The organism is Rhizobium sp. Root1212 (assembly GCF_001424985.1).
GTDB lineage: Bacteria > Pseudomonadota > Alphaproteobacteria > Rhizobiales > Rhizobiaceae > Pararhizobium.
On sequence record NZ_LMDA01000028.1, the window covers coordinates 120,934 to 140,006 of the forward strand.

At 58.4% G+C, this 19,073-nt stretch carries 25 protein-coding genes; 22 read left to right on the forward strand and 3 right to left on the reverse strand.

Going from position 1 to position 19,073, the window contains the following annotated elements; genetic code table 11:
• The first annotated feature begins 18 nt into the window (after positions 1 to 18).
• From ASC86_RS24610 to ASC86_RS24620, 3 genes are read left to right on the forward strand one after another with little or no spacing between them, the layout of a single operon-like run.
• Positions 19 to 414, forward strand: coding sequence for a hypothetical protein (locus ASC86_RS24610; protein WP_056327428.1), 396 nt, complete (start codon positions 19 to 21; stop codon positions 412 to 414).
• The gene (locus tag ASC86_RS24615; protein ID WP_056327430.1) at positions 411 to 635 is read left to right on the forward strand and encodes a hypothetical protein; all 225 of its coding nucleotides are present in this window, start codon (positions 411 to 413) and stop codon (positions 633 to 635) included. Before ASC86_RS24610 ends, ASC86_RS24615 begins: the two co-directional genes overlap by 4 nt.
• Positions 632 to 1,834 (forward strand): hypothetical protein, encoded by a 1,203-nt coding sequence (locus ASC86_RS24620; RefSeq protein WP_056327432.1) that lies wholly within the window; start codon positions 632 to 634, stop codon positions 1,832 to 1,834. The genes ASC86_RS24615 and ASC86_RS24620 overlap by 4 nt, the downstream gene beginning before the upstream one ends.
• A gap of 18 nt (positions 1,835 to 1,852) precedes the next feature.
• Here the strand turns inward: ASC86_RS24620 and ASC86_RS26430 are convergent, their stop codons facing one another.
• Both ASC86_RS26430 and ASC86_RS24630 read right to left on the reverse strand, forming a co-directional pair.
• Positions 1,853 to 2,050 (reverse strand): transcriptional regulator, encoded by a 198-nt coding sequence (locus ASC86_RS26430; RefSeq protein ID WP_056327433.1) that lies wholly within the window; start codon positions 2,048 to 2,050, stop codon positions 1,853 to 1,855.
• Positions 2,047 to 2,253 carry a hypothetical protein gene (locus ASC86_RS24630; protein WP_056327435.1) on the reverse strand — a complete coding sequence of 69 codons (207 nt, stop codon included), beginning with the start codon at positions 2,251 to 2,253 and terminating at the stop codon, positions 2,047 to 2,049. The genes ASC86_RS26430 and ASC86_RS24630 overlap by 4 nt, the downstream gene beginning before the upstream one ends.
• Positions 2,254 to 2,641: 388 nt before the next feature.
• On the opposite strand from ASC86_RS24630, the gene ASC86_RS24635 reads away from it, so the two are divergent.
• From ASC86_RS24635 to ASC86_RS24680, 9 genes are all read left to right on the forward strand, one after another.
• Complete coding sequence (locus tag ASC86_RS24635) at positions 2,642 to 2,938, forward strand: HNH endonuclease signature motif containing protein (protein ID WP_056327438.1); 297 nt, start codon at positions 2,642 to 2,644, stop codon at positions 2,936 to 2,938.
• A 210-nt stretch (positions 2,939 to 3,148) separates the two neighbouring features.
• Complete coding sequence (locus ASC86_RS24640) at positions 3,149 to 3,613, forward strand: hypothetical protein (RefSeq protein ID WP_056327440.1); 465 nt, start codon at positions 3,149 to 3,151, stop codon at positions 3,611 to 3,613.
• Positions 3,614 to 4,453: 840 nt separating this feature from the next.
• Positions 4,454 to 6,085: a terminase TerL endonuclease subunit gene (locus tag ASC86_RS24645; RefSeq protein WP_056327442.1), complete on the forward strand. Its 1,632-nt coding sequence runs from the start codon at positions 4,454 to 4,456 to the stop codon at positions 6,083 to 6,085.
• Positions 6,086 to 6,118: 33 nt separating this feature from the next.
• A complete protein-coding gene (locus tag ASC86_RS24650) occupies positions 6,119 to 7,351 on the forward strand; it encodes a phage portal protein (RefSeq protein ID WP_056327444.1) in 1,233 nt (410 codons plus the stop codon).
• 11 nt (positions 7,352 to 7,362) lie between these two features.
• Positions 7,363 to 8,073, forward strand: a complete 711-nt coding sequence (locus tag ASC86_RS24655) for an HK97 family phage prohead protease (protein ID WP_056327446.1) — start codon at positions 7,363 to 7,365, stop codon at positions 8,071 to 8,073.
• Between the two features lie 42 nt (positions 8,074 to 8,115).
• Complete coding sequence (locus ASC86_RS24660; RefSeq protein ID WP_056327448.1) at positions 8,116 to 9,414, forward strand: phage major capsid protein; 1,299 nt, start codon at positions 8,116 to 8,118, stop codon at positions 9,412 to 9,414.
• A 56-nt stretch (positions 9,415 to 9,470) separates the two neighbouring features.
• Positions 9,471 to 9,881 (forward strand): hypothetical protein, encoded by a 411-nt coding sequence (locus ASC86_RS24665; RefSeq protein WP_056327450.1) that lies wholly within the window; start codon positions 9,471 to 9,473, stop codon positions 9,879 to 9,881.
• A 201-nt stretch (positions 9,882 to 10,082) separates the two neighbouring features.
• Positions 10,083 to 10,646 carry a head-tail connector protein gene (locus tag ASC86_RS24675; RefSeq protein WP_056327453.1) on the forward strand — a complete coding sequence of 188 codons (564 nt, stop codon included), beginning with the start codon at positions 10,083 to 10,085 and terminating at the stop codon, positions 10,644 to 10,646.
• An 18-nt stretch (positions 10,647 to 10,664) separates the two neighbouring features.
• On the forward strand, positions 10,665 to 11,075 hold the full coding sequence (locus ASC86_RS24680; protein ID WP_056327455.1) for a hypothetical protein: 411 nt from the start codon (positions 10,665 to 10,667) through the stop codon (positions 11,073 to 11,075).
• 169 nt (positions 11,076 to 11,244) lie between these two features.
• Here the strand turns inward: ASC86_RS24680 and ASC86_RS24685 are convergent, their stop codons facing one another.
• Positions 11,245 to 11,478, reverse strand: coding sequence for a hypothetical protein (locus tag ASC86_RS24685; RefSeq protein WP_056327458.1), 234 nt, complete (start codon positions 11,476 to 11,478; stop codon positions 11,245 to 11,247).
• Positions 11,479 to 11,532: 54 nt separating this feature from the next.
• Here ASC86_RS24685 and ASC86_RS24690 point away from each other — a divergent pair, with 54 nt between their 5' ends.
• The 10 genes from ASC86_RS24690 to ASC86_RS24735 all read left to right on the forward strand — a co-directional run bounded on the left by ASC86_RS24690 (position 11,533) and on the right by ASC86_RS24735 (position 19,071).
• Positions 11,533 to 11,889, forward strand: coding sequence for a head-tail adaptor protein (locus ASC86_RS24690; protein ID WP_056327459.1), 357 nt, complete (start codon positions 11,533 to 11,535; stop codon positions 11,887 to 11,889).
• Positions 11,890 to 11,898: 9 nt separating this feature from the next.
• Positions 11,899 to 12,387, forward strand: a complete 489-nt coding sequence (locus ASC86_RS24695; RefSeq protein WP_056327461.1) for an HK97 gp10 family phage protein — start codon at positions 11,899 to 11,901, stop codon at positions 12,385 to 12,387.
• Entirely contained in the window at positions 12,387 to 12,803 is a 417-nt protein-coding gene (locus ASC86_RS24700; RefSeq protein WP_056327463.1) for a DUF3168 domain-containing protein, read from the forward strand. The genes ASC86_RS24695 and ASC86_RS24700 overlap by 1 nt, the downstream gene beginning before the upstream one ends.
• A 72-nt stretch (positions 12,804 to 12,875) precedes the next feature.
• Positions 12,876 to 13,307 (forward strand): phage tail tube protein, encoded by a 432-nt coding sequence (locus tag ASC86_RS24705; protein WP_056327465.1) that lies wholly within the window; start codon positions 12,876 to 12,878, stop codon positions 13,305 to 13,307.
• A gap of 24 nt (positions 13,308 to 13,331) precedes the next feature.
• On the forward strand, positions 13,332 to 13,685 hold the full coding sequence (locus ASC86_RS24710; protein ID WP_056327468.1) for a hypothetical protein: 354 nt from the start codon (positions 13,332 to 13,334) through the stop codon (positions 13,683 to 13,685).
• Positions 13,686 to 14,293: 608 nt separating this feature from the next.
• Positions 14,294 to 17,224, forward strand: a complete 2,931-nt coding sequence (locus ASC86_RS24720; RefSeq protein ID WP_056327472.1) for a phage tail length tape measure family protein — start codon at positions 14,294 to 14,296, stop codon at positions 17,222 to 17,224.
• Position 17,225: 1 nt separating this feature from the next.
• Positions 17,226 to 17,984, forward strand: a complete 759-nt coding sequence (locus ASC86_RS24725; protein WP_056327474.1) for a hypothetical protein — start codon at positions 17,226 to 17,228, stop codon at positions 17,982 to 17,984.
• Entirely contained in the window at positions 17,985 to 18,152 is a 168-nt protein-coding gene (locus ASC86_RS26435) for a hypothetical protein (protein WP_156407432.1), read from the forward strand.
• Positions 18,149 to 18,397: a hypothetical protein gene (locus ASC86_RS24730; RefSeq protein ID WP_056327476.1), complete on the forward strand. Its 249-nt coding sequence runs from the start codon at positions 18,149 to 18,151 to the stop codon at positions 18,395 to 18,397. The genes ASC86_RS26435 and ASC86_RS24730 overlap by 4 nt, the downstream gene beginning before the upstream one ends.
• A gap of 71 nt (positions 18,398 to 18,468) precedes the next feature.
• Positions 18,469 to 19,071 (forward strand): hypothetical protein, encoded by a 603-nt coding sequence (locus ASC86_RS24735; RefSeq protein ID WP_056327478.1) that lies wholly within the window; start codon positions 18,469 to 18,471, stop codon positions 19,069 to 19,071.
• The last annotated feature ends 2 nt before the right edge of the window (positions 19,072 to 19,073 follow it).

A 19,073-nucleotide genomic window follows, 5' to 3' on the forward strand; every position in this document is an offset into this window, starting at 1 on the left:
CAGAGCAGAGGAGGAAGAATGCAGATGCCAAACGACTTTCAAACTCACCTTCGCGCGATCCCACACATAACCGAGGAGTCCGACGCAGAGACCTACTTGCGAGCTTTTGCCCGCATGACGGTGGATGAGGATGTCGATGAAGAATACGTTTTGGCTGCCGCGCAAGATGCCATCCGATTTGTCAGCCACGACGCATTTCGGCGCGGTTTTGAAGCTTGTCACGAAAATTGCGTCGTCCCCCAGCAGCAGAAAAGCGTCAGCCGCGAAGCGGCGATCATGGCGCTTCGGCAATACGGCGCCAGAGTTCGCCAGGGCATCGCCGCGCACTTCGAAGACGGACCTGGCATTCCGACTCGGATAAGCTTCGAAATCGACAACATGACCTTGCCGCCGACGAAGGGCCTGCTTCCATGAACTGGTCCGCGAGAGAACTGCGCCTTACGCGCGTTCAGGCCGATTATCTGACACGCGGATTTAGCTCGGTGCACCAGCGGGTGACCGACCGCACCGAGTTGATTCTCGAAAGCCGCCGTATGCTGCTGTGGAAGCGGCAATCTGATGGGACCTACGCGCGGTTACGCTCGCCGAAGGGTGATGCGGCACTTGCCAAATTTAATTCGAGGGAGAAAGCATGACAGAGCGCACCACTGCAGACCATCGCATAACAGTAGCAGCTTGGAGTGCGGCTGCCCCCCCTGACGACGCGGAAATTTTGGGTATGCCGTCGACCAAGCGCGCGAAGGAGAAGAAGCCTCGTCATCGAGATCTCTCCAAATTGTCCTCAATCATGGCCTTCCACCGACGGCCGGAGGGTGTTGCGGAGCAAGCGCCATCCGAACCACTGGCTCGCGAGCAGACCGCTCCGATGGGAACAAACTGGCGGGTAACCCCAGCCAATCACAACCGACGGCCAGAGGACTTCGCGAATGAGCGAGCGGTCGAATACGTTCCGTCCGTACCTGCAATCGAAACCGCGATGGCGACGGTCGAGATGAAGTATCGTCTGGAGCCGATGATGCGTCGTCAGGACGACGAGGGATGGGAACTACGCCGATCGAGCCGCGAGGTGCACGGCATCCCGGTGGCGGGCGACATTCTGCATGGCGTGCATGTCGACGATGACGGCAAGGAGCATAAGGTTATCACCCGCATAGGCCGACTTAGGTTTAGTGATGGCACGCAGACTGAACGGGGCTACAAGTTATCTTTTGGGAAGGTCGTCGAGGCGCAAATCGTTCTGCCGGTCGGCTGCATGTTGGGCTGCCGGGAGAAGTCGACGCGGGACAAAGGCGCGGTCCAAGATCCGGTCGAGCTTGCGTGTACGCATGATTATTTCGCCGGCAAGAATGAGCCACCCGGGCTTTTCGACGCCCAATCCGCTGGCCGCGTGAAATCAAAGTCGCGTGCCTCAAGGACCGGCCCAAGAACGAAGGCAGAGGCTAAGCAGTGGCTGGCGGAGGCTGTCGCCAATACACCCGTCATGCCACCTGTTACAAAGTGCCCCGATGGCTTCCCCGCTGGCCCAAAGAATTTGGCCCACCTCTTTCCAGGCCTTGTAAAGGTCGCGACCGGAAAAGGTGGATCGCCGGGCTGGGAAGGCATTGCGTCCGAGTTCGAAGAGCGAAATGAATGGCATTTTGTTCTGCAGGGAATGAAGGATGAGCATGTCGAACTACTAACGCGCACAGCAAAAGCGAAAAGCCTCCAGGAAATCGGGGAAATCCGGGGCTACACGGGCAAATACGCAATTGAGGCCGGTCGCCGACTGCTAGTGGCGGCGAATGACAATTATCTGGAAGCTAAGAAACTCGCCACCGAGGCGAGGGCGGCCTGATGAACGCGGCGGCCACGGTCATTCCGACGGTGGCCGCCACCCCGTCTCATCCATCGCCATCATCACCAATGCAACGAGACGCGGGATCGGCACCGGGTTAGTAGCTCGTTCAAATTCAGAAATGCGGACTGCTGACCCGTAGCCTAGAAGCGCGGCGAGCTCAGCCTGGTTAAGGCCGAGCCGCTTGCGGATGGTTTTGAATTCAACCGGCGTCATGCGGCGCGGAGGTATTCAAGGCCGCGAGCATCGATGAACAGATCAAGCTCTTCGGCCACTTCCTGGGCCTGAATGATCAGGCGGTATGCCTTGTCCTTCGATACTTCGCTGTACATTTCGCCATCAATCCGCACGTCGAAGGCATAAACCTTGCAGTTTCCATCGAAGCGCTTTGTGATGTTGAGTTTCATGATGCCGGTCATTTGCTTGCTCCCTTTCGATGATTAGAAACTAACGGATTTCCGTTTTTATGTCAACGAAAAATAACGGAATTGCGTTATTAATTTTGCGGCAGCCTGACCTTTCATGGGAGTTATGCCCCTTTAATATGAAGGGGTGCGAAACCCCACCCGCCGTCATGCTGCATTTAGTGCAGCCGCTGAACGTTGCGGGTAACTACCCACTACTGGCGACCAAACCTTAGTAGTGAACGAAGTCTGGCCCGACCGACGAGATGTCACGCCGGCACTTCGGTGCAGCGCCATCATCGGGCATCCATTCCCCATCCCTGGCGCGCCTCCTCCGCGACAGGCGATCGTGCGGCCGCCTCCCTTCGGGTTGAGGTGGCCGCTTTTGTTTTCATGGTGAAGCATGGCCAATACCAGCGCATGGCATCACCTTTACCAGCGTGCTGCATGGAAGAGACTGCGGGCCAATCAGTTGGCCATCCAGCCACTATGCGAGTTCTGCCTGATCACTGAAGAGGTGACGGCGGCTGAGGTCGTTGACCATCGTAAGCCTCACAAGGGTGATCTCGAGCTATTCTACGATCCGAGCAATCTTCAGTCTCTTTGCAAGCATCACCATGATAGTGCAAAGCAAAGCATGGAGCGAGGCAAAAAGGTTGTCACTTATGACTTGGACGGATACCCGATTGCGCTTGGATAATCAGAAAATAAATCGAAAATATTTCGATTATATTGAATTTTATGCTTGACTGCTAATGTCGATACGTGCTATACTTGAGGGTTTGCCAGGGAGGGGGTGGGTCAATGTCTGACCGCCTCCGGCTAGGTACCGCCGTCGGTCAATCGCACTAACGCTAACACAGATTTTTGCCTCCCGCGCGCGCAAGCGCGAGGGCTGAGGAGTCCTTCCATGGCCAAGCGCAAAGCGCGCATAGATAGCGCGACCGAGGCTGTGCGCGTCATGGCGAAGGCTGCGACGGAAATTCTGCCGCCGGCAAATGTGCCGCTTGACGATGCTGATCTTCCCTTCTTCCGGAATGTTGTCGCCGAGTTCGCGCGGTCGGAATGGACAGATCATCAGCTCGAGCTTGCCGCAATGCTCGCCAGGACCATGGCGGATTTGGTGCGGGAGCAGGGGCTCCTTCGTGATGAAGGCGGCGTTGCCTTCTCCGAAAAAGGCACGCCCGTCGCCAACCCCCGGAAAGCGATCGTGCAGATGCATGCGTCGTCGATCTTGTCGTTTCGCCGATCGCTCGCACTCCACGCACGGGCTATGGGCGGCGAAGCACGGGACACGGCCAAACGACGCGAAGCGGCGAAAGAGATCGAGGGCGATAACCCGCTGGAGGACGATCTGCTCGCGCGACCAGGCTGAACGGGGTATGAAAGAATAGCTTGGCTAGGGTCGCCCCCGAAAAGCGGTCATCCAGCCGCCTGCCAAGCGCTACATCTGGATAGTGAGAGGGATACTCGCTTTGGCAAAATTCAGAGATCTGACCGGTGTCAGGTACAACAAGCTTGTTGTCACTGAGAAAATAGGTTCGAACGCACGAAAGTTGATGCAGTGGCGCTGCGTTTGCGATTGTGGCGGGGAGACTATCGCGGTAACCGGCAACCTAAATCGCGGCAATACGACTTCATGCGGCTGTCTTCGTGCAGAGGCACTAGATAAACGGAACGCTATTGATCTAGTCGGTACAAGTTTCGGCAGGCTGACCGTCACCAAACGCCTGTTTTCTAATGGCAACAATCACGTTGTCTGGGACTGCGTATGCGAGTGCGGCGGCTCTTCCAAAGTCACGACGGGCAACCTAACTAAGGGCAATACACGTTCCTGTGGTTGCATGCAGCGAGAAGCGGCGGCTGCCATGGGCGCTGCCTGCAAGCAAGACAATCCAATATCGGCGACCGTCGAGTATCGGCGAGAGGGTCAGAGGAGACGACTGTCCGACCCGAACACAAGGATGCGCCGAAGGCTCTCGTGGCACATTCGGCGCGCGATCAACAAAATGGGCGATGTGAAAGCTGGCCGTTCATTCGACCTGCTTGGGTACTCACCAAGGGATTTAGCGCGACACATTGAGCGTCAGTTTGTTCGCGGTATGGGTTGGCACAACGCTGATCGTTGGGACATCGACCATATAATACCAATCAGTTCCGCAAAGTCCTTCGAGGACGTGATCGCTCTCAACCATCTGACGAATTTGAGGCCGATGTGGCGGGAAGAAAACAACGCGAAAAGAGCGCGGGTACTAAGCCTCCTCTGACACGCGGCGAACGCGTAATTGCGTTTGTGGAGCGCTACTGCCTCGTTCCGGAGGGAACGCTACTTGGCAAGCCGGTGAGGCTCCTGGACTTCCAGAAGAAATTTATCCTCGCGGTCTATGATAATCCGGCTGGAACGTCTCGTGCGTACCTGTCGATTGCTCGTAAGAACGGCAAGACAGGCCTGATCGCCTGCCTTCTGCTAGCTCACATCGTCGGACCAGAGGCATACCAGAACGGACGTATCGTTTCAGGCGCCCGCTCGCGCAAACAAGCTGCGGAAGTATTCAATTACAGTGCGAAAATGATCATGATGTCGCCCGAGCTGTCGAAGCTCGCGCGCATCGTGCCGTCGGCGAAAATGATCGTCGGCCTTGCCAAGAACGTTGAGTACCAAGCCAGTTCAGCTGAGGCGAAGAGTGCGCACGGCGGCTCGCCCATCTTGGCGATCCTCGACGAGGTCGGCCAGATCAAGGGTCCGACGGATGATTTCGTTGAGGCGATCGAGACGTCGCAGGGTGCCTACGAAGGTCGCGCGATGCTCTTCGCGATTTCGACGCAGGCCGCGACCGATAACGATCTTTTTTCGCGATGGATCGATGACGCCGAAACGTCCAAAGATCCTCGCATCGTCAGTCACATCTACACGGCGCCGGCCGAGTGCGAGCTAAACGACAGGGCTGGGTGGGCGGCAGCAAACCCTGCGCTCGGTGTCTTTCGTTCAGTGAAGGACGTTGAGGACTTTTCAGCGCTGGCCATGCGAATGCCTACTAAGGAAGCCAGCTTCCGGTGGCTATTCCTCAATCAGCGCATTGATGCATCGGCTCCGCTGTTCCCGCCAACTGTATGGCGGGCTTGCGATGCGACCGTCGAAGATTTCGTAGGGTTGCCTGTCTTCGGCGGCCTAGACCTTTCCGAAGTGTCCGACTTGACGTCCTTGGTGCTCATGGCTCCGAAGGAAACGGATATCGGGACGGTGTGGCACGTCAAACCGACCTTCTGGCTGCCAGGCGAATCCTTGCGGGAGAAGGCCAAGGCCGACCGGGTTCCGTACGACATTTGGAACAAGCCAGACGATAACGGGCAGCGGTTTCTTGAGACGACGCCCGGCCCGACGGTAGACTACGAGTTTGTAGCCCACTACCTCTTCGAACTGCATCAGAAGCTTGATATCCGGAAGATAGCATTCGACCGCTGGAACTGGCGGCATCTGAAGCCCTGGCTGCTCAAGGTCGGTTTTACCGAAGAGCAACTCGAGGGCGACGAGGCTATTTTTGAGCAGTTCGGGCAGGGCTTCGCATCCATGTCGCCTGCCATCCGTGAGCTAGAGAGCATCGTGCTCAACAAGAAGCTCGCCCACGGCGGGCATCCGGTCCTCACCATGTGCGTGATGAACGCAACGGTGAAGCAGGATCCAAGCGGCAACCGCAAACTCGACAAGAAGAAGTCTCGAGGCCGCATTGACGGCGCTGTCGCGCTGACGATGGCGACAGCAATGGCGGGGACTTATGACGGGGCGAGTGATGGCGCCTCTTTCTGGGAAGTCCTCGACCCGAACGCCGACTATTCAAAAGCGGCCTGACGCCCATCGGGCAAAACTAACAAGGAATGCCGGATGGGTATCAAAGATTGGCTGTTCAGTCGAAAGACTGAGCAGAAATCGGTGTCGTTCGACCCCGTTTGGCTGGATTTCTTTGGCGCTAGGCAGTCGAAGGCAGGAGTCAAAGTGTCCTGGGAGCGGGCGCTCGATGTTTCGACAGTGTTCGCCTGCATCAGAGTGATCGCTGAGGGAGTTGCCCAGGTACCGTTGCGGGTAATGAAGGAGTTGCCCGACGGCAAGGGTAGCGTTCCAGCGCCAGAGCATCCGCTTTACAAGGTGCTGAACAGCAAGCCAAACCAATGGCAGACGTCCTTCGCTCTTCGCGAAACGATGATTTTCCACCTCGCTCTGACGGGGAACGCCTTCTTTTTTAAGAACGTTGTCCGCGGCAAGGTGAAGGAGCTTATCCCGATCGACCCCGGCTGCGTGGCGATCACGAGAAACAACGATTACTCGCTGACTTACACCATTTCCGACCTTGCCGGACGCTCAATGACGCTTCCGCAGTCGATGATTTGGCATGTTCGCGGACCGTCGTGGGATACTTGGCGCGGGCTTGATGCGGTTCAGCAGGCGCGGGAAGCAATCGGCCTCACGATAGCCACTGAAAACACCCAGGCCGAGATGCATGCCAACGGGCTGCAGACTTCTGGTTCGTATTCGACTGAACAGAAGATTGACCCGGAAAAATATAAGCAGATTCAGGCATGGATTGCGGCTCAAATAGGTGGTTCCAATCGCCACAAGCCGTTTGTCATCGATTCAGGCTTCAAATGGACGCCGCAGTCGATGACCGGTGTCGACGCGCAGCACCTTGAGACCAGAAAGTTCCAGATCGAGGAAATCTGCCGCTCGTTTCGTGTTTTGCCGCCGATGGTAGGCCATTCCGGGCAGGCGATGACCTTCGCGAGCGCCGAGCAAATCTTCTTGGCGCACGTGATTCACACTTTGATGCCGTGGATTGTGCGCGTTGAGCAGTCGATCGACAACGATTTGCTCAACGCCGTCGGCGATGACGAGTATTTCGCCAAGTTCAACGTCAATTCGTTGCTTCGTGGTGCCCATAAAGACCGCGGCGAGTATTACGCGAAGGCACTTGGGTCCGGTGGCGCGCCGGCTTGGATGACACAGGACGAAGTTCGTTACGAAGAAGATCTCAACGCCATGGGCGGGGAGGCTGGCGAGCTACCAAAGCCGACGAACGTCGCTGGCGCGCCCGACGCAAAGCCGCCCGACGGTGGCACATAGGAAAAAGCAGCATGACGATCGAACACCTGCAGGTAAAGTTCGCCGCAAGCGAAATTGACGCTCAAACCGGTGAATTTAAGGGTTATGGTGCCGTTTTTGGCAACATCGATAGCCATGGCGACGTCATTATGCCCGGCGCATTCAAGGATACGCTCGCGGAATGGGCCGCCAAGGGCAGATTCCCAGCGATGAAGCTTATGCACGGCAGCGGAGGAAATCCGTTTACCGGTGACGACCTGCCTATCGGCAAGTGGACCAAGATGATGGAGGACGCCAACGGCCTCTACGTTGAGGGAAAACTGTCGGGTCTGGACACAGATCGCGGCAGAATGATCCATGGCTTGGTCAAAGACGGGATTCTCGATGGTCTTTCCATCGGATACCGGCCGACCAAGGCCCGAGCGGGCGAAAAAGGCGCGCGGCGTATGCTGGACGCGGTCAAGTTGCGCGAAGTTTCGCTGGTTGACGAGCCGAGCAATGACAAGGCTCGCATGACTAGCTTCAAATCTGAATTCAACCCGCGAATTCTAGAAGACGGCCTGCGTGACGCCGGTCTGTCGCGGGCGGACAGCCTGACGGCCGTGTCGGTCTTCAAAAGCCTGCTGCTTCGCGACGAAGCAGAGCCGAACGACGATCTTCGTGATGAAGAAGAAGCGGCAATCAAGAGCGAGGCGCAGCTATTGCAGCTTGCCGAGAGCATCAAGGCGCTGATCGCTGGCTAGGCCGCGGCACGCTCTATCCCCAAAACATCATAGGAGATCAACATGACGGATAAAACCGCCATCGAACAGGTTATGACCGCGTTCGAGGAATTCAAGTCGACCAACGACGCTGCGATTGCAGAACTGAAGAAGAAGGGCGTCAACGACCCGGTCGTCACCGACAAACTGTCGAAGATCGAGGCGACGCTGTCTTCCTTCGAAGAGGCCAACCAGAAGGCAACGGCAGCAATGCTGGAAGCCAAGAAGGCCGCCGAGGACGAGAAGGCGCACGTTGACGAGCTTGAAGCCAAGCTGAATCGCCTTTCGCTCGCCGGCTCGGCAGATCCTGCCACTCGCGAAGATGAGCGCAAGAAGCGCGCCAATGATTGGCTCCGCGCTACCGTCGGCGCCATTACCAAGGGCGAATTCAACCTGAGTTCCGAGCAGCAGAAGATGCTGGCCGAGGTGAAGGAAGAGTACAAGGCCATGTCTGTCGGCAACGACACGACTGGCGGCTACCTCGCCCCCCTGGAGTACGTGCGCGAGATCATCAAGGGCGTCACCGAGCTTTCGCCTGTCCGCTCTATGGTTCGCGTTCGCCAGACCGCGTCGAAGGGCATCCAGATTCCGAAGCGCACGGGCCAGTTCGCCGCTGTTTGGGTGGCTGAGCAGGGCACGCGCTCTGAGACCGACGGCCTGCGTTACGGCATGTGGGAAATCCCGGTCCACGAGATTTACGCTCTGGTCGACATCAGCGAACAGAACCTTGAAGACTCGGCATTCGACATGGAGTCGGAAATCCGCTTCGAAGCTGGCGAGCAGTTTGCTGTCGCTGAAGGTGCCGCAGTCGTTTCTGGTAATGGCGTCGGCAAGCCGCAGGGCTTCATGGATGCGTCGGCCGGGCTTGGCGAGAACATCTCCGGCTCCGCAGCAACTATTGCGGACGCAGACGGCCAGGCAAACGGCCTTCTGACGCTTAAGTTCGGCCTGAAGACCGCTTATACGCGCAATGCCGTATGGGCGCTTAATCGCACCACGATCGGCTCGGTTCGCAAGCTGAAGGATGCAAACAAGAACTATATCTGGATGCCTGGTATCGCGCTCGGCAAGCCGAACACGATCGACGGAGACCCGTATGTCGAAGTTCCGGACATGCCGAATGAAGGCGCCGGAGCTTATCCGATTGCTTACGGCGACTTCCAGCGTGGTTATACCCTTGTTGACCGTATCCAGATGTCGATGCTGCGCGACCCGTACACGCAGGCCACCTCCGGCAACGTCCGCTTCATCTTCCGCAAGCGTCAGGGCGGCCAGGTAGTTCTTGCCGAAGCTATGCGCAAGCTGAAGTGCGCCGCATCCTAAGCCAACAGCGGGCGGCCTAGCGCCGCCCATTTCCAACATAAGAAGGAGATAGCCTGATGGCTTCCAAGGACTCTCATAACAATCTCAATTTTGCTGTGGCGCTGAATATCGGTGCGATTTCCAGCAACACTACGACGAATGGCGCGATCATCGATACTCAGGGATATGAGTCTGTCGAATTCGTGATCCAGTCCGGCACGCTTACCGACGGTGGTTATGCGCCCACGATCACCGAGGGCGACGCATCCGACCTAACTGGTGGCACGGCCACTGCGGCTGCGGATCTGCTCGGCACTCTTGCTGGCGCCACATTCGCCGCTACTGACGACAACGTCGTCAAGAAGATCGGTTACAAGGGTAGCAAGCGCTATGTTCGCCTGAACATCGTTTCGACTGGCGTTACTACTGGCGGCACCCTTGGCGCCACTGTCGTCCGCGGTCACGCTCGCAGCAAGCCGGTCGCCTAATGGCCCACCGCGTTGTAAGGCCGTTTCCGCTTTCGCTGGACGGCCTTACGCTCATTGACCTGAATGTGGGCGATGAGCGTTCCGATTGGGGCGGCATGGAAGACGGGCTAGAGGCCGAAGGCTACATCGAATCCGTAAAAGATGCTCCTGTTAAGCCAGTGGAGCAGTCGGCAGAGCTGCAGCGCCGCAGAGGTAGATGACATGAACCTGCGCCTGACGAATTCGGTTGCGCCGATACTTACGACTGCCGAAGCCAAGGCGCATTTGCGTGTCTTTCACGATGACGACAATAGTTACATTGACGCGCTCATCGCGGCCGCGGGAGATTGGCTATTCGGCGAGAATAGCTGGCTTGGGCGGGCCGCCCCATCCTCTGCGTGGGAGATGACGCAGGCGTTTTTTCCGGTCGGGCGTCTGGATATTCCTAAGCCGCCGCTGGTTCGCGTCGATGGTGTGTTTTACACGCCGGCCGATGGTGGAGCAGAGCAGGAAATCGCCGATTTCCGCACGTTCGGTGAAGGCGGCAATGGCTATATCCTGCCCGCCGTGGATACGGATTGGCCAGAGACTGATGGTGAACCGGAGTCGGTTCGAATTGAGTTTCAAGCAGGATACACCACATTGCCGGCATCCATAAAGCATGCGGCGCTTCTAATGATTGGTCACTGGTATGAAAACCGTGAGGCCGCGACAGAAGCGAAGTTGAGCGAACTGCCTATGGCAGTCGATGCGCTCCTTATGCCCTATCGAAATTGGCCCTCGTAAGGGCGGAAGGAACCCATCATGACAGCACTTTCCATCACGCCGGCCAATGTGGTCGCCGGCAGCAACGCCGTGCGTGACATCGGCACAGCGGGCGAAACCATCACGGCAGGGCAGGTCCTTTATCTGGCCGCGGCTACGGGCCGTTGGATGAAGGCGGACACGAACGCCGGCACGGCTGAGGCTCGCACGCCGAAGGCGATTGCACTGAACGGCGCGTCTGCTGGCCAGCCTGTCTCGCTCCACAAGGGCGGCGACATCACGATTGGCGCAACGCTGACCGCGGGCGTCGCATACTACCTCGGCGGCACGGCTGGCACGATTGTTCCGGTTGGCGACCTTACGACGGGCGACTACCCGACGATTATTGGCATCGCCAAGAGCACGACGGTGCTCGCTATCGACTTCAATCCGAGCGGTGTGGCGTTGTAATGTGGGTCCGGTTCACCGCTGACTTCGATTGGCGGCAGCCGGCTTTTACGATCGCCTACAAAGACGGCATGACGCTCAACGTCACGCGCGCCTGCGCAGACGCTGCTGTTGCGGCTGGCAAGGCGGAGAAGGCTACTCGGAAGAAGGGGAGTGCGGATGGCCCACGAGATTAATATCGAGAGACTTCATTCCCGTCTCGATCGTGCGTTATCGGGAAGAGCCGGTCAAAAGTCTCTAGGGCAGAAATCGTGCGAACCGACTCCGGATCTTTTGCCGCCATTCTCGATCGAGCCACGCCAAGTCGATACTTGATAGCTGTCTCTGGCATATCCTCAAGTGCCATCACAACAGACAATATCGCCAGTTCCATTGCAGCCAAGCGTCCATCTGTTTCTTCGTCCATATTCGCTCTCCGGTTGAGGCCACTTGAGCACGTCTTTCAACTGGAGTCTAGCGGATGGCGACAAAACCTAGAGCCGGCGGCCTTCGCCAGAAGTTGCACTTCCAGCGTCGCGCGATTGTGGATGACGGGTTCGGCAATGAGGTGTCCGGCGATTTCGAAACCGTTTTCACCGACGTTGCCGAGTTCATTCCGCTGAGAGGCGGGGAGGGCGTGCAGGCAGCCCGACTGACCGGAGTGCAGCCTTATGTCATCCGTGTTCGCAGCAGCACCAACACGCGCGCCGTAACCGCGGCGTGGCAGATGGTCGACGCGCGCACGGGCAGGGTGATGGCAATCACCGCGCCGCCGGCAGATCCAGACCAGAAGAATGCATGGCTCGACATCATGGCGACGGACGGCGTTGCTTCGTAAGGAGTGGCGATGGCGCTGAAAGCGAAAGTTCTTGGCCGCGAGGCTCTGATGAAGCGCCTGAATCAGTTGGCGCCGAACGTCGAGGCCGCTGTCGAGCCGGTTAAATTGGACATAGCCCGCGAGGCAGCCAAGCGCATTGCCGCTGCCGCACCACGCCAGAGTGGTGATTACGCAGAGAGCATCCGCGGCGGATATCTCAAAGATAATCCGGCCAATGAGCGGGTTGGCATTCGCGCGACGAAAGACCCCACGGCAGCCGGGATATTCGGCAAATGGTTTTGGCATTTCCTCGAGTTCGGGACCGCGCCACACAGCACGGTCAAAGGCGGCGGTACTGTCGCTGGCAAGAAGGTCGCTTTGGCGAGTGGCACTGGAATGCATCCCGGTACGGCGGCGCAAGCACATATCTTTCCGACGTGGCGTGCCTACAAAAAGACGGCCACGCGAAAGATGCGGAACGCCATAAATAAAGCGGTGCGCGAGGCGCGAGGTAAGTAATGGCATCACCTGACCTTGAGCTTCAGGGCGCTATCGTTGCGCGCCTAAAGGCGGACGCCACGCTTACCCAGTTGGTCAACGGCATTTACGACCAGCCGCCAACGACATGTTGGGCCACTCCAAAAGAGAGTTTCGTTTCCATTGGCGAGGCGCAAATAATCCGCGACGATGCGACGTGCCTTGAAGGCGGGCAGGCTTACCTAACGCTGCACGCATGGTCGCGAAAGACCGGCTATCCGGTCGTCAAGGCGGTCGCCGATGCCGTCGTTGAATCGCTTCATCTGGCTGACTTGCCGATGGCGACCAACCGCTTCATTTCGATCATACATCGCACGACGAGAGTTTTCCGCGATCCAGATGGCCTTACCAGCCATGCGGTTATCGAGTTCGTCGCGAATTTCGACCGCGCCGCTTAGCGCCTGCTTCGGTCGGCAAACCACCAAAATCCACCACAATTGACGTCCGGCCGTGCCGGCGAAGGAGACACCATGGCTACAGGACAGCAGGTCGGCAGGCTTCTGCTTATTAAAATCGGCGATGGCGACACGCCGGAAGTCTTCAACAACCTTTGCGGCCTGAAGACTCGCAGCTTCAGCATGTCGGCCAATGAAATTGATACGACTATCCCGTCGTGCACCAATCCAGGCGGACCCGTTCAGAAGACCAGCCGCCCTGGTATTTCCAGCCGCACATTCTCTGGCTCCGGCGCGTTTGTCGCAAGCGCAACGATGACGCAATTCATGAACCATGTGCGCGCGTCCGAAGCTTTCAACGCCAAGGTCACCGTGCCTGGCGACGGTGAATATTCTGGGTCGTGGTTCGTTACGGATTTCGAATTTTCCGGCGACGTTGAACCGAACATGGAATTCAACGCGACTTTTACGGCAGCCGATGTGCTGACCTTCATGGCCGAAGCTTAATAATCGTTACTAGAGGAGAACAACATGGCTGAAGCTGTGAACTCAGCACGCGGCGAGGTGTCGCTGAAGATCGACGACGTTGAACTCGTCCTCGCCGCGACTATGGGCGGCTTGGCGGCGGTGTCTCGCGCGCTGCAGTGCAAATCCCTCATTGATTTGTGGCAGCGCCTCGATGGCGTTGAAGTCGAGGCGACCCTGGCCGCTATCGAATTCCTGGCCGTCAAGGGTGACTGGGCGGCCGCAATCAAGAAAATCCAGATCAAGCACTTTGCTGCCTGCCGGATTGCCTTCACGGCACTGATCGCCGCTCACTTGAAGGAAGACGAGGGAAACGAAAGCGCCGCCGAAGCTCCGAAGCCGAAGGCGGCGAAGAAGTAACCATCGATAAGCAGCTACGCGAGTGGCTGCGGACCGCGCATAAAATCGGGTGGCGGCCGGCTGATTTCTGGCCGGCCACACTCGCGGAATTCTTCGAATGCATCGACGCTCACAACGAGATGCAAGGCGGCGACGAGAAGCCGTCAGCGCCGACACAGGATGAGTTGGCGAAGCTGATTGCGAAGTTTGGTTAGCGTTTAAGTGACGGGTGGACGTAGACGATTTGTCGCGTTTCCCCGTCCGAAAACTGAATGCTGCCTTGTCCAGACATGGGTCCTTCGAATGGCCTGGTTAGCGTTGCGCTGCCCTTGCGACCGTCGGTGCATGTGACCGGAAACACGATCGTTAGAGGGTTCCATGTTGGGTATGTTCCAGAGCATGTCACCCCGGCGTTTTTGATAGAAAGTTTTACGTCGCTCTGCGTCACTGTCTGCGTGATCTGGCCAGATCCGTAGAGGCCTTTCGGCCCCGAATACTGCGCCTCAAGCGTGTTGCTGCAGCCGGCGAGACCCATCACCGATAGCGCCAAAAGCCATTTTGTCCACTTCGCCATTCCACCTCCCGAAAGCCCGCCACCACGCGGGCTTTTCGCATTCTAGGACGCGCCCGTGGCTGCTGAAAATACCGACGACCTAATTATTTCCATCAGCACCGACCTTGCTACGGTGCGCCGCAGTCTGAAACGTCTTGAGAGCGATATCGCCTCGACGTCTGGCAATGTGGTCAAACAGTTCGACAAGATGGGCAAGGGCATCGACAACTCGATGACCTCCGCCCTCCAGGCACGAATCGACAAGATGGTCGGCATCGGAGAGAAGGGCGCGAAGGAGTGGACTGGCACGCTCGCCGATCAGGGCAAGGAGCTTGAGCGCCTGCGCGCTCGCTACAGCCCTCTATTCTCGACGCTGAACACCTACAAGCAGACCGTTGCCGACATCCGGCGCGCCCATGCCGTCGGCGCGATTTCTGCTACCGAAATGACCGCCGCCATCACGCGCGAGCGGCAGGCTGCGTTGGCGTCTACGGCGGCGATTAAGGGGCGCAATCAGGCAATTTCCGAGGGCCGTCGCGCGTCGGGCCAGAGTTTCCAGACGGCAAATATTGCCGCCCAGTTTCAGGATATCGGCGTTACCGCTGCAATGGGCATGAGCCCATTGCAGATTGCGCTTCAGCAAGGCACGCAGCTCTCATCGGTTTTTGCGACGATGGGCAATGGCAAGCAAGTTGTCGGCGGGCTTGCGGCAGCATTCAAGTCTCTGATCAGCGTACAATCGCTGCTGACCATCGGCTTGGTAGCTGGCGGAGCGGCCGCTATCCAGTACTTTTCCGCTCTCGAGTGGGGAGGTGGCAAGTCTGAAGAAACGTTAAAGCGAGAAGCTGAACTAGTCTCAAACGTCACTGCAAAGTGGGGCGAGCTTCTTCCAGCGCTGAAAGCCTACAACGATGAACGCCAAAAGATTGCCGATCAGAAGGACATTGAGGATGCGCTTACAGTTGGTAAGAGCGCCCAGTGGGACGACCTGAGAAAGCAAATCAGTGACGTTAACGATGGTTTTTCCGCCCTCAAGACTGACATTCAGCAGGCCAGCGACGACACGGGCGCCATCATTTCTCTTCAGGACGCCTTCAACAAGCTGAGGGCTGGAATTGATAAGGGAACCACGTCTGCCGAGGATGCCAAGCGGGTCCAGTCGTTGCTTGTCGGTTTCATCGACAGTACAGGCATTTCTGCGATTGCGGATTTCGCGAAGCAGTTTGACGGACTGGCCGCGGCGATTGACAAGGCTTCCGAAAAGGCGAACTCCTTCAACCGATACGGAGAGCTTACCTCTCGGTTTCCGAGCCAGGGCACTTACGGCGGCGTTTTCCGCAGTCCTGACTTTTCGATGCAGGGAAGCGGCACGATACTACCTGACGTCGGGCCGACACCTGCGTCTCGCCCGCTTCGGGAACTGGACGCGGAACCCAACAAAAAAGCCGAAACCGCCGCCCAGCGCGCAGCGAACGCCTACCGTGATCTTCTGAAGTCCGCGGATGACCGCATTGCGCAGTTGCGGCTGGAAACAGAACTTACCGGCCAGTACGGCACGGCAACGGAAGCTGCGCGCTTCCGGCTCGACCTGCTACAGCAGGCGGAGGACAAGGGACGATCGCTTTCCGAAGCGCAGCGCGCGCAGATCGAAGAGAAGGTCGCCGCCTACGAGAAATACGCCCAGGCGCTCTCCGAGGCCAAGCTCCAGCAGGATCTGCTCGATAAGGCCCGGATGGCCGGCCTTTCTCAGCGCGAACAGGAAGTCACCAAAACTCTTCGCGAGTATGGACTTTCCGAAGACCTCGGCGGCAAGAACGCCGGTCTGATCCGTGATCAGTTGCAGCGCGACGAAATCACCAGCGCTGCGGATGCCTTCATCGACGACTTTACCGGTGCCCTTCTGAGCGGCGGCGATGATATCGGAAAGAAACTGCTGGAGGTGGTTCTCAACGCCTTTGCTCGTTCGGCACAAGAGCAGCTATCCAGTCTCGCAAAACAGTTGTTCGGCGCGCGTATGAATGGCGGCAAGTCCGCGGCGAACCCAGTGGCCTCAGTGGCCGGCACGCTTGCCGCCCCCGTGGGGGTGGTTAGTCGGGGTGCGCTGGCTCCGGTGGGCGACATCAGCGCGTATGCCAAGGCTATCCAATCCATTGAGAGCGGGGGCAATTACGGCGCTCTGGGTCCTGTTACGCGCGGCGGCGACCGTGCATACGGCGCTTATCAGGTTATGGGCAACAATATCGGCCCGTGGTCTCAGGCTGCGCTTGGCCGGTCTATGTCTGCGTCGGAATTCCTCTCGGACAAGGGCGCGCAGGACGCAATCTTCAATCATCGCTTCGGCGGCTACGTCGATCGCTTTGGGCCATCCGGCGCTGCGCAAGCGTGGTTTGGTGGCCCTGGCTCCGTCGGCAAAGGCGGGATGGGCGCCGATATTCTCGGCACGACGGGCAATGCTTACGTGGCCAAGTTCAACGCGAACATCGCGAAGATGGGCGATATCGCAGGCCAGAGCGCCAAGGGTCTCAATGGGCTCAATGGCGGCCTGCAGGCCATCACACAGAACTTCGGTTCGGCTGCGGGGCTCGGCGGCGGGGGCTTCAATTGGGCCTCGCTGTTCTCGCCCAGTTTCACGCCCAACACGAATATCGGGAATTACCTCAAGGGGATTCCGGGTTTCGCGAAGGGCACCGACAACGCGCCGCGTGGATTGGCTATCGTCGGTGAAGACGGGCCAGAACTCGTTCACTTCCGCGGCGGGGAGCGGGTCATCCCCAACAAGAGCATCTCCGCCCCTCGCGCCCCAACGCTCCGTGCTCGCTCCGCGGCCAACAGCAATGGTGCGGGCAGCACCACGCTCCAAGTCAACATCAACGGCGCGTCTGGCGATCCACACGTGCGCGAGCTTGTCCGTCAGGGCGTCCAAGAAGCGCTTGCCGGCCAACAGGATCAAATGCGCCGCGGCGGGTTTGGCGACATGCAGGACAGGTACGTTTCCCAAAGGAGGTGACGTGGCAGTTTATACGGACCTCCCGACGCTGGAGGCGAACTTCCTCGCGCCCTTGAAGACCACGTTCGACGTGGTTGGAAGCTCGATCGAGGGCGGCAGAAGCGCAACCGGTGAGACGGTTTCGATGGAAATGTCGGGTGGCGGCATCGTAACCGCCACCTATGACGACTGCAAAATCCGGGACGAAGAGCAGTTCGAATACATCAACATGCTCGGCGCGCGGCTGAACGGCTCGTTTCGCTTTATTAACGTGCCAATTCCAACAGATTGGTTCGGGCCGTTTCCGATTATCAACAAGATCCGGCGGCCCATCATAACGGGCATCCCGCACTCGGACGGCTCCTATTTCGATGACGGGTCCGGTTACAGCCAGACTACCGTGTGGGGCAAGATCACGGCTTCGGCTGCATTGAACGCCGGCATTGTCAGGATGCGCGTTTATGGCCTGTCCCGGCCGCTTCGGTGGTCGGATTGGTTCTCGATCTATCATCCGACAAAGGGTTGGCGCGCCTACCGCTATTGGGAAGTGCTCGATCGCTACAGCGACGGCACTGAGACCATCGACGGCACACCGACGCCATATCAAGAATATCTCCTGGCTATCGCACCGCCTCTTCGCGAGGCGGTGACGTCAGGAACGCGCGTCGAATTCGCGCGCCCTCGCTTCGTGGCGAGGTTTCCTGCTGGCTTCACGCTGCCCTCGGTCATCGAGGCCTTTTTCGTGACGCAGCAATCCATTCAGTTCACGGAGGCGTTTTAGATGAGCGTGCGACCGCAAGACTACATGAGATTCACCGAGACGCCAGTGATGACGATTATGGCCATCATCGTAGATCGATATGGACGGAAGATGGCTGACGACATCGCCCGTGAAGTGCTTAGCGGCAAGTCGACGCCGATCGTCAAGTGGCCGGATTTTACGTCGTGAGTATCGTCACCCGCAAGGAATACGAACGATTGCTGGCGCGCGTTGAGGCGCTTGAGGGCAAGGGCCAGACAGTCAACGTGACGGTCACTCAATCAGAGGGCGACGAGCGCGTTCAAGAACTGGTTCGCCAAGGCGTCAAACAGGCTATGCGGGAAGCCGAAATGACGGTGGACCGTGCTCCACGTCGTCATGGCTTCGGCTCCTACATCGTCTGGCTGGACAAGTACGACAGCCAGCGCAGCTAAGCCGGCACCCCACACCCATCCCCATCTTCAGGCCGCCATCGCGCGGCCTTCTTCATTTGTGGAGGCCGCCTTTGGATTGGGTGCCCGCTGATGTCGTGGAGTCTCTCCGCGGCAGCCATAACCTTGGCATTTTTCTCCGTGTCGACACAGACCCCGCGCTGCATGTCTGGTTCGGTGTCAACGACATCCCGGCCAGCATCGATGGCGTTGATCCTGACGGCACGGTCTACATTGGCGGCGGCAAGCTTATCGGCGTCCCGACGCTCGAGGTGCTTGTCAATGGCACGGCAGACAGCGTTGATTTTTCAATTTCCGGCGTCGACCCGGCGACCGGCGCGGCCATGATTGACAGCCTGCCTGCAGTTCGCGGCGCGACGGTCCAGTTGGGCCTGACTACGCTTGACCAATACTGGCAGCCGATCAGCAGCGTCATTCCGATTTGGACGGGCACGGCTTCCCACATCGGCGAGGCCAGCCCGCCTGTTCAAGGCAGCCAATCACCAACATTGACGTTGTCGCTTTCCGTCGTTGCCGGTGACCGCACACGATCCCGCCCGGCCAGGTCCCTTTGGACGTCCGCGCATCAGAAGGCGCTCTCGCCAACTGACAAGTTTTGCGACCAGACGGCTCGTCTGGCGCGCGGCGTGCTGCCCACCTGGCCTCGCTACAACTGACG